At 68.5% G+C, this 19,201-nt stretch carries 1 protein-coding gene (only partly in view); it reads left to right on the top strand.

The genetic code is table 11. The features are described 5' to 3' along the window. On the top strand, nt 1–19,201 hold the 3' portion of the coding sequence (locus GKZ92_RS17905) for a non-ribosomal peptide synthase/polyketide synthase (RefSeq protein WP_155225490.1). The gene continues 15,290 nt to the left of window position 1, outside the view; the window shows 19,201 of its 34,491 coding nt (coding positions 15,291–34,491); its start codon lies beyond the left edge, outside the window; its stop codon occupies nt 19,199–19,201.

The following is a 19,201-nucleotide window of genomic DNA, read 5'->3' as shown; positions in this document are numbered from 1 at the left end:
CGTGCCGTCGATGCTGTCGGTCTTCCTCGATCTCGCGGGACCACGTCGCCTCGAGGGCTTGACCAGCCTTCGCCACGTCGGCATTTCGGGTGAGGCGTTGCCGCCTGCGGTGGCGGGGCAGGCGTTGGCGGCGGTTCCGTCGGCGGAGTTGTACAACTTGTATGGTCCGACCGAGGCGGCGGTGGAGATCACGTATCAGCGTGTGGGTCGGGCTGATGGTGTGTTGAATGTGCCGATCGGTCGGCCGGTGTGGAATTCGACGTCGTTTGTGTTGGATTCGCGTTTGCGGTTGGTGCCTGATGGTGTGGTCGGTGAGTTGTATGTCGGTGGTGTGCAGTTGGCGCGTGGGTATGCGGCGCGTCCGGATCTGACTGCTGAGAGGTTTGTGGCTGATCCGTTCGGTGGGCCGGGTGAGCGGTTGTATCGGACCGGTGACTTGGTGCGGCGTAATGCTGGTGGGGACTTGGAGTATCTGGGGCGTACCGATTTCCAGGTGAAGTTGCGGGGTCAGCGGGTCGAGCTCGGTGAGATCGAGGCGGTGTTGGCGGGTGCGCCGGGTGTGGTGCATGCGGCGGCGACGGTGGTCAGTGCTGCTGGTGGTGAGCATCTGGTCGGTTATGTTGCGGGTGGTCCGGGGGAGCGGTTGGACCTCGAGGCGATCAAGGCGTCGGTTGCGGTCGGGTTGCCGGAGTACATGCGTCCCACCGCGTGGGTGGTGCTGGAGGATGTGCCGCTCAACAGTGCGGGCAAGTTGGATCGGAAGTCGTTGCCGGAGCCGGAGTTCACCTCGGCGGAGTATGTGGGGCCGGAGTCCGATCTGGAGCGGGTGATCGCGGATGTGTTCGCCGATGTGCTCGGGGTCGAGCAGGTCAGTGTGGTGGAGTCGTTTTTCGATATCGGTGGGAACTCGTTGTCGGCGACACGGCTGGCGGCGCGGGTGGCCGATGCGCTCGATGCCGAGGTGACGGTGCGGATGGTGTTCGATGCGCCGTCGGTGCGTGAGCTGGCGGTGCGGGTGGATGTCGGTTCGGTGCAGGCGCTTCCGCCGATCGTGGCGGGTGCGCGTCCGCAGCGGTTGCCGTTGTCGTTTGCGCAGCGGCGGATGTGGTTCATCAATCAGTTCGATGCGTCTTCGGGTGCGTACAACATCGTGGCCGGGTTGCGTTTGACCGGTGACCTCGACACCGACGCCCTGCGCGCAGCGGTCGGTGACGTCATCGAACGTCACGAAGTGCTGCGCACCACGTATCCATCGGTGGACGGCCAACCGGTGCAGCAGATCTGGCCCGTCGACCGGGCGCGCCCCGCGCTGGATTGGGCCGACGAGACCGATCTCGACGCGCTGTACGCCTCTGCGGCGCGAGGTTTCGATGTCACCGCGGATCTCCCGGTACGGGTTCGTTTGCTCCGGGAGGCAGCCGACCGTCACGTCTTGGTGGTGGTGCTTCATCACATCGCCGGTGACGCCGAGTCCATTCGGCCGCTGGTCACCGACGTCGTCGTCGCGTACGACGCGCGCCGACGCGGTGAGACCCCGCAGCTGGCCCCACTGGCGATCCAGTTCGCCGACTTCGCCGTCTGGCAACGCGACGTCCTCGGCGATGCCGACGACCCGTCGTCGATCGTCGGACGGCAGGCCGGCTACTGGCAGGACCAGCTGGCCGGCTCACCCGACGTGATCGACCTCCCTGCCGACCGTCCGCGTCCGCGGGTTGCGTCGATGGGCGGCGCGTCGGTTCCGTTCGAACTACCCGCCGACGTGGTGACACGAGTCATCTCGGTGGCGCGTGAGCGCGGCATCACTCCCTTCATGGTTCTCCACGGAGCCCTCGCCGCCCTGATCTCTCGCCTCGCTGCGGTGGACGACATTACGATCGCGACCCCGGTCGCGGGGCGCGGCCGTCCGGAACTCGACCCTCTCGTGGGCATGTTCGTCAACACCCTCGTCCTGCGCACCGGCGTCGAGCCGTCGATGACGTTCGACCGTCTGCTCGACGATGTGCGCCGGGTGGACCTCGACGCTTACGCGAACGCCGACGTACCGTTCGAATACCTCGTCGAGAAACTGAACCCGGTCCGCTCGCAGGCCTTCGCGCCGCTCGCCCAGATATTGCTCAACGTCCTCGACGACACCGACGAACCGGTGTCGCTGGCCGGATTGCACATCGCACCGATGCAGACCGGCGACCGACCCAGTCAGTACGACCTCACCGTCGAGGTCCTGCAGGGCGCGGAAAGCTCGGCGTGGAGTGGCGTCATCCGCTACGCGACCGACCTGTTCGACCCGGCCACCGTCGGCACCTTTGCCGACCGGCTGCTCCGAACCGTCGAGACCCTGGTCGCGCGGCCTGACTCCGCGATCGGCGATGCCCCAGTCTTCGGCGACGTCGACTCGGAGGTCTCGGCCTGGTCCACCGGCGACCGGGTTCCGCTGCCCACCGCAGTGCTGCCGGATCTGCTCGCAGCCCAGGTGGCACCGAACGCACGGCGTACCGCACTCGTGTCCGGCGACCGCGAGATGAGCTACCGAGAGTTCGGTGCGCGTGTCGCGGAGACCGCGCGGGAGCTCATCGCGCGGGGAGTCGGACCAGACGTGGCCGTCGCGGTGTCCATTCCGCGTTCGGTCGAGATGCTCGTCGCCGTTCACGCCATCGTCACCGCCGGCGGACACTATGTGCCGGTCGACGTCGACGCGCCCGAGGACCGCGCTCGCTACATGCTCGAGACCGCCGACACGCGGCTTCTGCTGGTGGCCGCCGACGCACCGGTCTGGTCCGGTACCACCGACGTGGATCGCATCGTGATCGACTGTTCCTCCGAGGTGGACGTCGCGACGCCGGCGGTCACGGACGACGAGCGTGTCGCCCCATTGAGACCAGCGTCGGCCGCCTACACCATCTTCACGTCCGGATCGACCGGACGTCCGAAGGGTGTGACGGTCTCCCATGAGGCGATCGTGAATCGTCTGCAGTGGATGCAGTCCCGGTACGCCCTCAATGCGGCAGACGCGGTCCTGCAGAAGACCCCGTACACCTTCGACGTGTCGGTGTGGGAGTTGTTCTGGCCGTTGCTGACCGGCGCGCGACTCGTGATCGCCGAGCCCGATGGACACCGCGACCCGATGTACCTCGCCTCACTGATCGCGACGCAGCGGGTCACGACCCTGCACTTCGTGCCGTCCATGCTGTCGACCTTCGCCGACGTTCTCGCAGGCCAGGACTCCGCGGATCTCCGTTCGGTGCGGCAGGTCTTCACCTCCGGCGAGGCGCTCGCCCCGGCGGTGGCGGGGACCGCACTCGAGTTGCTGGCCGGAGCGAGCCTGCACAACCTGTACGGTCCGACCGAGGCTGCGGTGGATGTCACCGCGCACGAGGTGTTCGCCGGTGATCCGGCGATACCGATCGGTGCCCCGGTGTGGAATACGAGCGTCCACGTCCTCGATGCACGCCTGCGCCCGGTCCCGATCGGGGTGGCAGGTGAGCTGTACCTCGGTGGCGTTCAGCTGGCGCGCGGCTACGCCGGCCGTCCGGATCTCACCGCCGACAGGTTCGTCGCAGCACCTTCGGGTGCCCCCGGGCAGCGGCTCTACCGCACAGGTGACCTCGTTCGGTGGGCACGCGAGGGGGAACTGGAGTACTTGGGGCGCACCGACTTCCAGGTCAAGCTTCGTGGTCAGCGGATCGAACTGGGCGAGATCGAGGCTGTGCTTGCCTCCGCGCCCGGGGTGGTGAACGCCGCAGCCGCGGTGGTGTCGGCTCATGGTGGCGAACAGCTCGTCGGCTACGTCTCCGTTGCCGGGGCGGTCGATCTGGACGCCGTCAAGACGGTTGCAGCCGAGCATCTCCCGGAGTTCATGCGACCCACCGCATGGGTGGTGCTGGACGAGATGCCGCTGACCACTTCGGGCAAGATCGATCGAAAGGTGTTGCCCGCGCCGGTCTTCGAGGCCGCGGAGTACGTGGGCCCCGAAGACGAGAAGGAGTCTGCGATCGCCGCGGTGGTCGCCGACGTGCTCGGGGTCGAGAAGGTCAGCGTTGTCGAGTCGTTCTTCGACCTGGGCGGCAACTCGCTCTCTGCGACCCGGGTCGCCGCGCGGGCCGGTGAGATCTTCGGTGTCAATCTCGGAGTGCGAACGATCTTCGACGCGCCATCGGTGCGTGAGCTCGCCGCCGCGGTGTCCGAGCAGGATGCGGCGCTCGCACCCATCGTCGCAGTGGACCCGCGACCGGAACGGATACCGCTGTCCTTCGCCCAGCGACGCATGTGGCTGGTCAACCAGTTCGACACGGATTCGGCTGCCTACAACATCCCGACCGTGCTGCGTCTTACCGGTGACCTCGACACCGACGCTCTGCACGCGGCGATCGTCGGTGTGGTCCGCAGGCACGAAGTCCTGCACACGTCATTCCCGGCCGTCGACGGCGAGCCGTACCAGAAGGTCGGACGCGCATCGACGATCGCAGCCCGGTTGGACTGGGACGTCGTGGACTCCGAGGAGGAGATCGCCGGGGCCGTCGACCGCGGATTCGACGTCGCCAAGCAGTGGCCGATCCGGATCCGGTTGTGGCAGGTCGACGACGGCGAACACATCCTCGCGATCGTCGTGCACCACATCGCCTTCGACGGCGAATCGATGGGCCCGTTCGTCTCCGATCTCGTCGCGGCGTATCTCGCCGAGATCGAAGAGCGCGACCCCGACCTCGCCCCGTTGGAGGTCCAGTTCGCCGATTTCGCGATCTGGCAGCACACCGTGCTCGGGGCGTTCGACGACCCGTCGTCGACCGTCGGCGGACAGCTCGACTTCTGGAGGAGTGCGCTGGCCGGGCTCCCGGACCTGGTGGAGTTGCCCACCGACCGTCCCCGGCCGGCAGTCGCCACCCGGCAGGGTGATCGGGTCGAGATGTCGATCCCCGCGGAGATCGCCGACCAGATCGGCAAACGGGCCACCGAACTCGGTGTGACACCGTTCATGGTGGTGCACGCGGCGTTGGCCGCCATGGTCGCCAGATTGTCGGCGAACGACGACATCGCCATCGGCACACCCGTCGCGGGCCGCGGCCAGGCGGTGCTCGATCCGCTCGTCGGCATGTTCGTCAACACCCTCGTCCTGCGTACCCAGGTCGACTCGGGGGCGTCGTTCGCCGATCTGCTGGACCGTGCGCGCGCAGCCGATGTCGAGGCGATGTCGAACGCCGACGTCCCCTTCGAAGTGGTCGTCGACGCGCTCCGGCCGACACGATCGGATGCGTTCGCGCCGTTCACCCAGATCTGGCTCACGTTCGACCAGACTGCTCTGCCCGAGCTGGCCGGTTCAGATCTTGCGGCTGGGGAGATAGCCGGCCTGCAGGTCGCGCCGGTCATCACCGGCTCGGTCCCGGCCCGCGTCGATCTGCTGGTCGGAGTCGTGCCCGGCGAGGGCGACTGGCGTATCGCGCTGCTGTACGCCACCGACCTGTTCGAGGCGACCACCGTGCTGACCTTCGGCGACTATCTCGTCGGAATCCTCGAGGCGGCACTGGCGGATCCGTCGGTGGCAGTGGGTGACCTCCCCCTGCGGGCGCGGGACCACGGTGGCCCCGCGGCGGCCCAGGCGCCGGAGTCCTCCTCGGTCGCCGGAGGCGCCGGCTACCGGGTACTCGATCCGCTGGAGGGCACAGACCCAGAGGTACTCGCCGTCAGCGGTCCGAGCACCGCACCGGTCCTGCTGCGGGAGATCTTCGCCGAGGCCGCCACGACCTGGGGACCACGCCAGGCAGTCGTCGACGCAGAGGGAGCGACCCTCACGTACGCGCAGCTCGACGCAGAGTCCAACCGGCTGGCCCGATGGCTGCTACGCCGCGGGGTCGGGACCGAGACCCTGGTCGCCCTCGCCATCGGCCGCTCCGCCCGGTTGTTGACCGCGATCTGGGCGGTGGCCAAGACCGGTGGCGCATATGTGCCCATCGATCCCGACTATCCGTCCGAGCGGGTCGCGGCGATGGTCGAGGACTCCGGAGCCGTTCTCGGCCTCAGCGTCTCAGGGTCCGGCGAGCTGCCGCGGGGCCGGTTCGGCAGCTGGGAGCGTCTCGACGATCCCGGCGTCGTCGCCGAGATCGAGACGATGAGCGCCGATCCGATCGTCGATGAGGAACGGCCGACACCGACGCGGGTGCACAACACCGCCTACGTGATCTTCACGTCGGGATCGACCGGGCGGCCGAAGGGTGTCGTCGTCACCCACACCGGTCTCGCGAACTTCGCCGCCGAGGAACGGAAGCGTTCCAGCGCAGACGAATACAGTCGCGTGCTGGGCTTCGCGTCGCCGAGCTTCGATGCGTCGGTGCTGGAGTACCTGCTGGCGACCGTCAGCGGTGGTGTCCTGATCTACCGTCCGAGCGAGGCGGTCGGCGGGCCGGAGCTGCAGGACTTCATGATGCGGCAGGCGGTCACCCATACGTTCTTGACGCCGACGGTCCTGTCCACGTTGCAGTCCACGGCGCTGCCGGCCCTGCGCGTCGTCTACGCCGGCGGCGAAGCGGTGCCTCAGGCACTCAAGGACGACTGGGCGACGATGCGTCGGATCCAGAACCTGTACGGCCCGACCGAGACCACCATCGGTGTCACCATCAGCGAGCCGATGCATATCGGTGCGCCGGTGTACCTGGGCCGTCCGATCGACGGCGTCGGGCTGCTGGTCCTCGACAACCGGCTCAAGCCTGTGCCCGTCGGAGTGCCCGGTGAGCTGTACGTCGTCGGACACGCCATCTCGCGTGGCTACCTGGACCACCCGGCGCTGACCGCGGTGCGGTTCGTCGCCAATCCGTACGGGATTCCCGGGGACCGCATGTACCGGACCGGTGACGTCGTGCGGTGGCGCAAGGACGACTCCGGCCAGGTCGTACTCGAGTACTCGGGCCGCAGCGACGACCAGGTCAAGCTGCGCGGTCTACGCATCGAACTCGGGGAGATCGAGAGCACGCTGACCTCGCACCGTGCCGTGGACTCCGCGGTGGTGGTCGGGGTCGGCGGGTCGGTGGCAACGGCGCTGGCCGCATACGTGGTCGGCGACCGCGACTCGATCGATGTGACCGAACTGCGGACACACCTGTCCGAACGGCTACCGGCGCACATGGTTCCGGCGTCGATCACGGTGCTTGACTCTCTGCCGCTGACACCGGTCGGCAAGCTCGACAAGGCCGCACTCCCAGAGCCGGTCATCGAGGTGGGGGAGTACGTCGCCCCGGCCGACGATGCCGAAGCCCATGTCGCCGCGGTATTCGCCGATGTGCTCGGCGTGGAACAGGTGTCGGTCACCGACTCGTTCTTCGATCTCGGGGGCAATTCTCTGTCGGCGACCAGGGTCGTCGCCCGTGTCAGCGAACGCCTCGGCCGGCCGGTCTCCGCGCGTGACCTGTTCGATGCGCCGAGCGTGCGTGCCCTGGTGGCCGGCACCGCTGGACGTGACGCCTCGGGTCGCGAACCCCTGGTCGCGGGTCCGCGCCCGGTCCGCATCCCGCTGTCCTACGCCCAGCAGAGAATGTGGTTCATCAACCAGTTCGACACCACCTCACCGGCGTACAACGTGCCCGTCGCATTGCGGGTGGCCGGTGACCTCGACCTCGACGCGCTGCATGCCGCGGTCACCGACACGGTGGCACGACACGAGGTGCTGCGCACCGTCTTCCCCGCCGAGGACGGCACCCCTCACCAGCAGGTGCTCGACGTGGATGAGGCCGCCCGACGCCTGGACTGGCGGACGGCCGGGAGCGCCGACGACATACGTGCCGCTGCCGTCGAGGGTTTCGACGTCAAGCGCGATCTGCCCATCCGGGTCCGGGTGGCCGAGGTCGACGCCGGCGACCACCTGGTGCTCCTCGTGACCCATCACATCGCCTCGGACGGCGAGTCGGCCCCCGTCCTCGCCCGCGATCTGGTCACCGCATACGCCGCCCGGGTCAGCGGCCGGGCACCGGAATGGCGGGCCCTCCCGGTGCAGTACGCGGACTTCGCCCTGTGGCAGCGCCGGGTTCTCGGAGACCCGGACGACCCCTCTTCCGTTCTCGCGGCACAGATCGAATACTGGCGGGGGCGCCTCGTCGACCTGCCTGAGGTGTTGCCCCTGCCCACCGACCGCCCACGGCCGCCGGTGTTCGATCCGACCGCGGGCCGGGTCGACTTCACCATCGAGCCCGCGGTCATGGGCGCGGTGGGTGAACTCGCCGGTGCCGTCGGCGGGACACCGTTCATGGTCGTCCACGCCGCGCTCGCCGCGACCCTCGCACGCGTGGCCGGGACCGACGACATCGCGGTCGGCGCGGCCGTCGCCGGACGTGGCGAGGCCGCACTCGACGAGATGGTGGGCATGTTCGTGAACACGGTGGTGTTGCGAACCGTCGTCGACTCTGCGGAGTCTGTCCGCGACTTGCTCGCCCGCGTTCGGCAGGAGGATCTCGACGCGTTCGCGCACGCCGATGTGCCATTCGAGCAGATCGTCGAAGCGATTGCGCCGCAACGATCCACCGCGCATGCACCGCTCTTCCAGGTCGGCTTCAACTATCTCGTGGAATCCGACCAGGAAGACATCGCCGAGGCACTCACGTCGTTCGGGGTGGGCTTCGAGGAAGCCGCCGCCCCCGCGACGAAGTTCGACCTCGCCTTCGCTTTCACCGAACGTGCCGGTGAGTCCGACGCCCGGGAACTCCGCGGTGAGGTCTCCTTCGCCGCCACACTTTTCGACACGGATACCGTCGACCGTTTCGTCGGTGTGCTCCGCCTGGTCCTGGCCGCGATGACTGCGGATCCGGACCGACCGGTCGGGGAGATCGCCATCGTCGACGACGAGACACGCGCTCGGCTGGCGCCTGTGGCCCTCGCCCGTACCGAGGGTGTCCAACCGGCCACCTTGACCGACATGCTCGCCGCGCGAGACCTCGACCTCGATCGCCCCGCGGTGATCGAGGGGGACCGGGTCATGACCTACCCTGAGTTCGAGGCGGTGACCAACAGGTTCGCCCGAGAACTCATCGAACGTGGCGTCGGTCCGGAAATTCCCGTAGCAGTTGGCATCTCGCGGTCCATGGAGTCGGTGATCGCGGTGTGGTCGGTCATCAAGGCCGGCGGCGCCCACCTTCCGGTGGATCCGCGGCACCCCGCCGACCGGATTCGTCACATGCTCACCGATTCGCGGGTGTCGGTCGGTGTGACCGTCGCGGGCGACGCGGCGTCCTTCCGTGGGCTGACCGACACCGACTGGGTGGTGCTGGACGATCCCGCGACCGGCGCCCGGATAGCGGGTCGGTCGGATGCCCCGATCGCCGACGGTGAACGCCTGGCGGCGGTTCGCCTCGACAACCTCGCCTATCTCATCTACACCTCGGGATCGACCGGGCGGCCCAAGGCCGTGGCGGTTTCCCACCGCGGCATCGCCGACCTCCTCTCCCGGCAGCTCACGGTGTCCGGGAAGGGGCCCGACGTGCGGGTGCTGCACGTGGCGTCACCGAGTTTCGACGCTGCGTTCTTCGAGTTGATGTGGGGTTACCTACCCGGTTTCACGACCGTGATCGCGCCGGCGGATGCCTATGCCGGCGAACCTCTGGCAGAGGTGGTCACGGCGGGCGGCGTCACCGACATGGTTGTCACGCCGTCCGTTCTCGGGACCCTGTACCCAGAGTTGATTCCCACGGTCCGTCACCTCCTGACCGCAGGCGAGCCCTGCCCGCCTGAGCTGGTGGCCCGCTTCGCGAACCTGAGTCCGATCTGGAACTTCTACGGTCCCGCCGAGGCCACGGTGCTGTCCACCGTCGGCGCGATGGTGCCGGACCGTCCGATCACGATCGGGCGCCCGATCCCCGGCTTCGCCGTGGTGCTCCTCGACAATCGTCTGCAGCCCGTTCCCGTGGGAGTCGTCGGCGAAATCTACGTCATCGCCGATGGCGTCGGCCGCGGATACCTCCATCGACCCGATCTCACGGCCGCGCGCTTCGTAGCCGCGCCGTTCGCGTCCCCCGGCACACGCATGTACCGGACGGGCGACCTCGCTCGCTGGACCGTCGACCACGAACTTCTCTACGCAGGACGCTCGGACTTCCAGGTCAAGATCAACGGTCAGCGAGTCGAGCTGGGGGAGATCGACGCCGCGCTGAGCGAGGAGCCGGGAGTCGATCAGGCGTTCACGCTCGGGATGGACAGTCCGACGGGGACCAAGCGCCTCATCGGCTACGTGGTGACCACGGAGCCTGCCGCCTTCGACGCCGAAGCCGCGCGGAAGCGACTGGCCGGGCGGCTCGCGGAATACATGGTGCCGTCGGCGATCGTGGCAATGGACGAGGTTCCACTCACGCCGACGGGCAAGCTCGACCGGACGGGTTTGCCGGTCCCGGGAATCGTCGACAACGACACCTTCGAGTCCCCGGCCACCCCGACCGAACAGGTCCTTGCCGACGTCTTCTCGATGGTCCTGGGTGACCCCCAGATCTCGGTTACCCGTTCGTTCTTCGAACTGGGCGGCGACAGCATCATGTCCATCCAGTTGTCCTCGCTACTCCGTGCCGCTGGACTGACCGTCACCCCGCGGGACATCTTCGAGTACCGCACGGTCCGGGCCCTGGCCGCTGTCGCCCGTAGTGGTGAGGGCGAAGTCCTCGCCGAATTGCCTGGTGGCGCAACCGGTCCGGTTACCGCGCCCCCGATGGCGCACTGGTTGCTCGAGCATGCCGCCACCCTCGCCGACATTGCCGACTTCTCCCAGTCGGCGGTACTGGCCCTACCCGACGTGTTCACCGAAGAACAACTCGCCCAAGTCATCTCGGCGGTCGTCGCCCACCATCCGATGTTGTCGGCGACGTTCGCGGTTGACGACGACGGCGTGCCGGTCCTGACCGCGGGCGGGCCGTTCGACGCGACAGCCGCGATCAGCATGATGGAGACCTCGGCACGACCCGGCGAGACAGAGTTCACTTCCACCGTGCTCGATGCCCACCGGCAGGCCCTCGGCCGACTCGATCCTGCGACCGGCACGATGGCGCAGTTCGTCGCGCTCCGGCCCACCGATGGGGAGAACGGCCGTCTACTCGTCGTGGTCCACCACCTGGCCGTGGACGCGGTCTCCTGGCAGGTGCTCGTCACCGATCTCGCCACTGCATGGGCTCAGGTGGCCGCCGGTGCGGTCGTGGAACTGCAGCCGGTTGGCACGTCGTTCCGCCGGTGGGCGGACGTACTCGCCGGCCTCGCCGACTCGAGCGACGCCGACCGGGCGTTCTGGAGCCGCCAGCTGCCCGCGGGGCCGCAGGCGTGGGCACCCCTCGATCGTGCCCGGGACAGGATGTCTACCGTCCGGAGCCTGGCCGTCGAGGTTCCCGCGGATGTCGCCGAACCGTTGCTCGTCGACGTACCGGCCGCCTTCCGATCGGCCGTCGACGACGCACTGATCGCAGCCCTCGCCGTCGCCGTCGGTGCGTCGGGAGAACTCGGGTCGGTACCGGTGCTGCTCGAAGGACACGGTCGGGAGGAGGAGGTCGCGCCGGGCGCGGATCTCGCCCGCACCGTCGGCTGGTTCACCTCGATCATGCCGATCGAAGTCGACGTGGCCGGCAGTACTCCCGCTGACGCCGCGGCACTGGTCCAGCGTGTCAAGGCGGTCAAGGAGACACGCCGGTCCATGCCTGCCCGGGGCCTGTCCTTCGGCTCCGCCCGCTACCTCGACCCCGCGTCGGGTCTGCGCGACCGGCCGCTACCCGAGGTGAGCTTCAACTACTTCGGCAACACCGCGGCGGCGGTGGAGAACGGTGACCTGGTCCCGTTCACCCCGGTGCCCGAGCGCTACAGCCTCCCGCCGACCGCATCGGGGGCGATGGCGGTCTCCGCGGTGCTCTCGGTGAACGTGTCGACGATCGTCGTCGACGGACGCCGAGTGCTGCACGCCGAACTCACCTTCCCGTCGGCGGTCCTCGACGACGCCGAGGTGACCGAGATCGCCGGTCGCTGGCTCGAGGCACTGCGGACTCTCGTCGGCTGGGTCGGCGACGGCGGCGTCCCGGGCCGGACTCCGTCGGATGTCTTGGCTCCCGGGCTGACCCAGGCGGAGGTCGACGATCTCACCGCACGTTTCGGCGACGCCGAGATCTGGCCGCTGTCCCCGCTCCAGCGCGGACTCTTCTATCAGGCCGAGCTGGCAGCGGAATACGAAGCGGCGGACGTGTACGTCACCCAGGCCACGCTGTCACTGCACGGGACGCTCGAGCCGGACCGGATGCGTCACGCGAGTCGACTGTTGCTCGCACGCCATGCGATCCTCCGGTCGGCCTACGTGCGCACGAACGCCGGAACCGTCGTCGCAGTGGTCCCGCCTGAGGTCGAGCCCGAGTGGTCGGTGGTCGATCTGCGCGATGTCTCCGCCGCCGAACTCGACGACCGCCGGAACGCGGTGGCCGACGCGGAGCGGGAATCGCGGTTCGAGATGGCGCGGCCCGGACTCATCCGCTTCGCGCTGATCGCCGAACCGGGCGACCGTCACAGCCTGGTGATCACCAACCATCACATCCTCCTCGACGGGTGGTCGGGACCGCTGGTGCTCACCGATCTCCTCGTCGCCTACTTCACCGGGTCGATCCTGACCGCGTCTGATGCGTCAGGTTACGACGCATTCCTGCGATGGTTGGGCCATCGCGATCGCGACGCCGGACTGGCGGCCTGGCGCGAGACCCTTGCCGGGGTAGAGGGTCCGACACTCGTCGCCCCGACACAGATGTCGCCGGAGCAGCGGCCCCTTCCGCGCGATCTCGCGGTCGAGCTCGACGCGGCGGCGGCAGCGTCGCTGACCGAGCTAGCACGTACGCGAGAGTTGACCCTGTCCGTGGTGCTGCAGACCGCGTGGGCGGTCCTGTTGTCGCGTATGACGGGGCAGCGGTCGGTGGTGTTCGGCGAGACCGTCTCCGGCCGGCCCGCCGATCTCGACGGTGCCGAGGCCATCGTGGGGCTGTTCATCAACACCCTGCCGGTCGCCGTCGACGTCGACCCCCGCGCAACGGTTGCCGACGTCATGGGACGGCTACAGCGCGCGAAGACCGCGGTGCTGGACCACCACCACATCGGACTCGCCGAGATCGCCGCGGCGATCGGGGAGAGCGCTCTCTTCGACACCCTGACGGTGTACGAGTCCTATCCGGTCGATACGTCGAGCGCGGCGGACGCCGTCGCAGGCGGTGAACTCGAGGTCCGCGGTGTGTCCGGGCGCGACGCGACGCATTACCCGCTGACCCTCGCCGCGGCGCCGTCGGCGGGTGGTCTCACGCTGACACTGAAGTACCTGCCGGACGTGTTCGACGAGCCGACCGTCGCCGGCTTCGCCGCGGTCGTCCGTCGGCTACTGGGATCGTTCGCCGCCGACCCCGAGCGCATCATCGGGCAGATCGAGTTGCTCGACGCCGAGGCGATGACCGCACGGCTCGCGGTCACGGGTGCGACGCCGGCCCCGGTGCTCACCCTCCCCGAGATGCTGAGTGGCTCCGCGGCTCGCCATGCGTCGTCGACCGCAGTGATCTACGACGGCAGTGCACTGACCTATGCCCGCGTCGACGAACTGAGCAACTCCCTGGCCAGGATGCTGATCGAGCGCGGTGTCCGCGTGGAATCAATGGTGTTGTCGGCCTTCTCCAGGTCCGACCTGATGTACATCGCGATGTGGGCGGTGGCCAAGGCCGGCGGGGTCCTCACGCCCATCGACCCGAAGTACCCCAGCGATCGGGTGCGGATGGTCGTCGAGGACAGCGGTGCGGCACTCGGCCTGGCCGAGGCCGCGAGCGTCGAGTCGCTCCCGGCCGGACCCGAGTGGATCGTCATCGACCACGCTGCCCTGCAGACGATCTCGAACCGGTGGCCGTCCGATCCGGTCACCGACGCCGACCGTGGGGCGCCGATCCGCCCGCACAACGCCGCGTACGCGATCTTCACCTCTGGTTCCACCGGACGCCCGAAGGGTGTCATGGTCAGCCACACCGGCTTGCGCAACGTCGCCGACGGTCTACGCGACAAGCACCGTTCGGGCCCCTCGTCGCGGTGGCTGGCAGTCAGCTCACCGGCCTTCGACGCCACGATGCTCGAGGTACTGGGCGCGTTCCCGAACGGAGCCACCCTGGTGGTGTCACCGGCGGACACCTACGGCGGACCGGAGCTGACGCGTTTCGTCGACGAGCACCGAACCACTCACGCGTTCCTCGTCCCCAGTGTCGCGGCGACCATGCCCGATGTCGCCGATGGTGTACTCACGAACCTCATGCTCGGGGGCGAAGCGGTGCCCGAGACCGAGGTCGCCCGGTGGGTCACACCGGATGGCGGGCGCACCCTGTACAACGGGTACGGCCCCACCGAGACCACGATCATCGCGATAACTGCTCGCGATCTCCGGCCAGGTGCGCGTGTGGTGATCGGCGATCCGATGCCCGGTGTCGCCCCTCGGGTCCTCGACGAGTCCCTGCACCCGGTCCCGGTCGGCATGGCGGGCGAGCTCTATCTGGCGGGGCCGGAGTTGTCGCGCGGCTACGTCAACCAGAGCGGGCTGACCGCCGAGCGATTCGTGGCGGACCCCTACGGCGAACCGGGGTCGCGGATGTATCGCACCGGCGATCTCGTCAAGTGGCGGTCTGACGATCAACTCGAGTATGTGGGTCGCACGGACTTCCAGGTGAAGGTCCGCGGTCTGCGTATCGAGACCGGCGAGGTCGAGTCGGCGCTGTTGCGAGTCGAGGAGGTGACCGCGGCGGCAGTCATCGCCGTCGAGCGCCCGGCGGGCACCGCACTGGCCGGTTATGTCACGCTCTCCGGCGGGGTCGACAAGACGCCGGGGCAGATCCTGTCCGAATTGGGGGCACTGTTGCCCGCCTACATGGTCCCCTCGAGTCTGATGGTGCTCGAACGGATTCCGCTGAACCCGATCGGCAAGGCCGACCGCCGGGCTCTCCCGGAACCCGAGTTCGCCTCCACCGAGACGGTGGCGCCGCGGAACCCGTCGGAGGAGGCGATCGCCGCAGTTTTCCGCGAGGTCCTCGCGGTCGACGATGTGTCGGTGACGGCGTCGTTCTTCGACCTGGGTGGTAACTCCCTGTCGGCGACCCGGGTCGCCGGACGGCTGTCGGAACTGGTGGACCGTCGAGTCGGGGTGCGCGATCTCTTCGATCATCCGTCGGTTGCCGAACTCGCCCGGCATCTGCCCCCGCCGGACGGAACCGGTGTCGCGCCGATCGTCGCAGGGCCACGGCCTGAACGTGTTCCCCTGTCACTGGCGCAGCAGCGCATGTGGTTCATCAATCAGCTCGACACCACGTCGCCGGCGTACAACATCCCGACCGGACTGCGTCTGCGGGGGCCGCTCGACGTCGACGCCCTGCAGGCCGCGCTCGGCGACGTCGTCGAGCGCCACGAGGTGCTGCGGACGACTTATCCGTCGATCGACGGCGACCCGGTCCAGGCGATTGCCGAACCGCGAGACGCCCTGCGCGATCTCGATTTCGCCGTGGTCGAATCCCAGGAGGAACTGATCGCCGCCGCGACGCGAGGTTTCGACGTGACAGTCGACTCCCCGTTACGGGTGCGCCTGTTCGCCGAGACCTCGGACGGGCGATCGCATCTGCTGGCCGTGGTCGTCCATCACATCGCTGCCGACGGTGAGTCCATGGGACCGTTCGTGCGCGACCTCGTGGTCGCCTACGAGTCGCGCCGCACCGGATCGGAGCCGAACTGGGCGCCGCTGCCGGTGCAGTTCGCCGACGTCGCGCTCTGGCAACGCGCCGTCCTCGGGTCCGTCGACGATCGCCGATCCGTTCTGGGACGACAGCTCGACTACTGGGTCGAGCACCTCGCCGGCATTCCGGACGTCATCGACATCCCCACGGACCGCCCGCGTCCCGCCGTCGCCTCGCAGCGCGGGGCCCTCGTGGAATTCGAGGTGCCGCCCGCCGTCGCGGACAGGACGGCACAAACCGCGCGACTCCTCGGTGTGACACCGTTCATGGTGGTTCACGCAGCGCTCGCCGTGCTGCTGTCGCGACTGTCGGCAGACGACGACATCGCCATCGGCACGCCGGTCGCGGGTCGTGGCCGGCGGGAGATCGACGACCTCGTCGGAATGTTCGTGAACACCCTGGTTCTGCGCACTGAGGTGAGGCCGGGAACGACTTTCGCCGAGCTGGTCGACCAGGTCCGCACGACCGACCTCGACGCGTTCGCCAACTCCGACGTGCCGTTCGAGTATCTCGTGGAGAAGCTCAACCCCGTCCGGTCACAGTCGTTCGCGCCTCTGTCCCAGGTGATGCTGACATTCGGTCAGCCCTCGCCGTCCGCGCCGGACGCCGACGTGGACGGGGACGACCTGACTGTCGAACCGGTGGCCCCGGCCGACTATCCGGCTCAAGTCGACCTCACCTTCGGGATCACGACGGCGGGATCGGGCGATCCTTGGCACGGATCCCTGATCTACGCCACCGACCTCTTCGACGCCGCGACGGCCGAGCGCATGGCTGACCAGTTGGTACGGGTACTCGACAGCGCCACGGTGGATCCCGGCCTCGCGGTCGGCGACGTTCCGGTCTTCGACCAGGACACCGCGCAGGTGGCCGAGTGGGAATCTGGACCCGACGTGTCGGTGGCGCCCGCAGTGCTACCCGATCTCGTCGGACGACAGATCGCCGCCACCCCGGACGCGACCGCCCTGGTGGTGGAGGGCCGGGAGGTCTCTTACGCTGAGTTCGGTGGACGCGTGGCCCGTCTGGCGCGAACCCTGATCGAGCGGGGTGTCGGGCCAGACGTGCCGGTGGCAGTCGCGATTCCGAGATCGGTCGAGCTCCTGGTCGCCGTGCACGCCGTAGTCGCCGCGGGCGGACACTACGTCCCGATCGACGTGGATGCGCCGGCGGATCGGCTGCGCCATATCGCGACGACCGCAGGGGTGCGACTGGCCCTGGTGGCCGGCGCAGGAGAGCAGCTCCCAGACCTCGATCTGGACCGTGTCGTCGTCGACTGTGACGAGCCCGTCGGACGCCATGCACCCCGTTGGGTGTCGGCCGAGGAGCGCACCGGCGTCCTGCTACCGGACCACCTCGCCTACACCCTCTTCACCTCCGGCTCGACCGGGCGTCCCAAGGGTGTCGCGGTCTCGCACGCGGCGATCGTCAACCGCCTGGAGTGGATGCAGGGCGCCTTCCCGATCGCCGGTGACGACGTGGTGCTGCAGAAGACCCCGGTGACGTTCGATGTGTCGGTGTGGGAGCTCTTCTGGCCGTTGATGACCGGCGCCCGACTGGTCATCGCACGCCCGGACGGGCATCGGGATCCGCACTATCTGGCCCAGGTGATCGCCGACCAGGCGGTGTCGACCCTGCACTTCGTCCCGTCCATGCTCTCGACATTCCTCGAGGTGATCGGGCCGGACGGCGTCGGACGTCTCGACTCCGTTCGGCGGCTGTTCACTTCCGGTGAGGCGTTGCCGGTGTCCGTGGCCGCGGACGCGTCGACGAGGCTGCCGGAGGTGAGCGTGCACAACCTCTACGGGCCCACCGAGGCAGCGGTGGACGTCACCCATCACCCGGTGTCGGCGGGCGACACCGTCATCCCGATCGGCGTACCGGTGTGGAACACGACGGTGCGGGTTCTGGATGCGCGATTGCGTCCGGTACCCGTCGGGGTCAACGGTGAGCTGTACCTCGGAGGTGTGCAGTTGGCTCGTGCCTACTCGAGTCGCGCCGATCTGACGGCCGACCGCTTCGTCGCCGATCCGTTCGGTGCCCCGGGCGCACGTCTCTATCGCACGGGCGACCTCGTCCGGTGGAACGAAGGCGGGCAGTTGGAGTACCTGGGCCGCACCGATTTCCAGGTCAAGCTACGTGGTCAGCGCATCGAACTCGGTGAGATCGAGTCGGTCGCCGCATCGGCTCCGGGCGTCGCGCACGCGGTCGCGGCGGTCGTGGAGGCAGCCGGCGAAGAGCGCCTGGTGGGTTATGTCGCCGGGGCGGACCCCGCAGCCGTCGATCTGGACGTCGTCAAGGACGTCGTGGCCCGGGGCCTACCCGAGTACATGAGGCCCACTGCATGGGTCGTCCTCGAGGAGATGCCCCTCAGCGCGGCGGGCAAGATCGACCGGAAGGCTCTCCCGCAGCCTGTTGTAAAGCCGGCGGAATACGTGCCGCCGGCAGACGAGACCGAGTCGCTCATCGCCGAGGTCGTCGGCGAGGTTCTGGGGATCGAACGCGTGAGCGTGACCGAGTCGTTCTTCGACCTCGGTGGCAACTCCTTGTCGGCGGCGCGCGTCATCGGACGATTGCGTGAAAAGACCGGTCGTGCGGTCGATCTCGCGTGGCTCTTCGCAGACCCGACCGTGAGAGGTCTCGCCAGCCGTGTGCTCGCAGATCTCCGGGCCGAATCGTCGGCCGCGCTGACCGGTGACATCGTGATCCCGCTACGGGCCGAGGGACGGGGTGCGCCACTCTTCTGTGTGCATCCTGCAGGCGGTCTGGCGTGGTTCTACGGCGGTCTGGCGCCATATGTGGCGGACCGGCCGATCTACGGCGTACAGGACCCGCACGTGGTGACGGGTGAGGAACCTGCCGATTCGGTCGTGGAGATGGCGCGTCGTTATCTGAGCGAGATCCGCGCGGTGCAACCGACCGGCCCGTACCACCTGCTCGGTTGGTCTCTCGGTGGTGTGATCGCCCAGGAGATCGCGGTGCAGATCCAGGCGTCCGGAGAGACCGTCGGGCTCGTCGCGCTCATGGACGCGGCCCCGTCGGTGGCCGATCTCGCCCGCGATGATCGCACGGAGTCCGAGCCTGATGTGGCCGAACTGCTCGGGGCATGGCGGACACTGTTCGATCTGGAACCCGCCGACGGAGGGGAGGCGACGCCGGAACAGGTCGCCGAGCTGATCCGGACCCAGCTGCGGGCCACCGGACTGCTCGACGACGATCAGATCGACCGGATCATGACGAGCTTCCGCGTCGCCGACACCGTAATGGCCGAACACACGCCGTCGGCGCTGTCGGGTGACGTCGTCGTGTTCACCGCCATCGCCGACAAGGAGAATCCCGCCCGGGTGGCGGCGAGTTGGCGACCTTACGTCAGCGGCGACGTCGTGAACCACGACGTCGACGTCCCCCATCTCGGCATGGCCGATGGAGCGGCCCTCGCCCTGATCGGTCCGTTGTTGGACAAGGCACTTCGGATCTTGCCGGCACAGTGA

The organism is Gordonia sp. 135, assembly GCF_009720185.1.
Taxonomy (GTDB): domain Bacteria; phylum Actinomycetota; class Actinomycetes; order Mycobacteriales; family Mycobacteriaceae; genus Gordonia; species Gordonia alkanivorans.
This window is presented reverse-complemented; position numbering and strand designations above follow the sequence as displayed.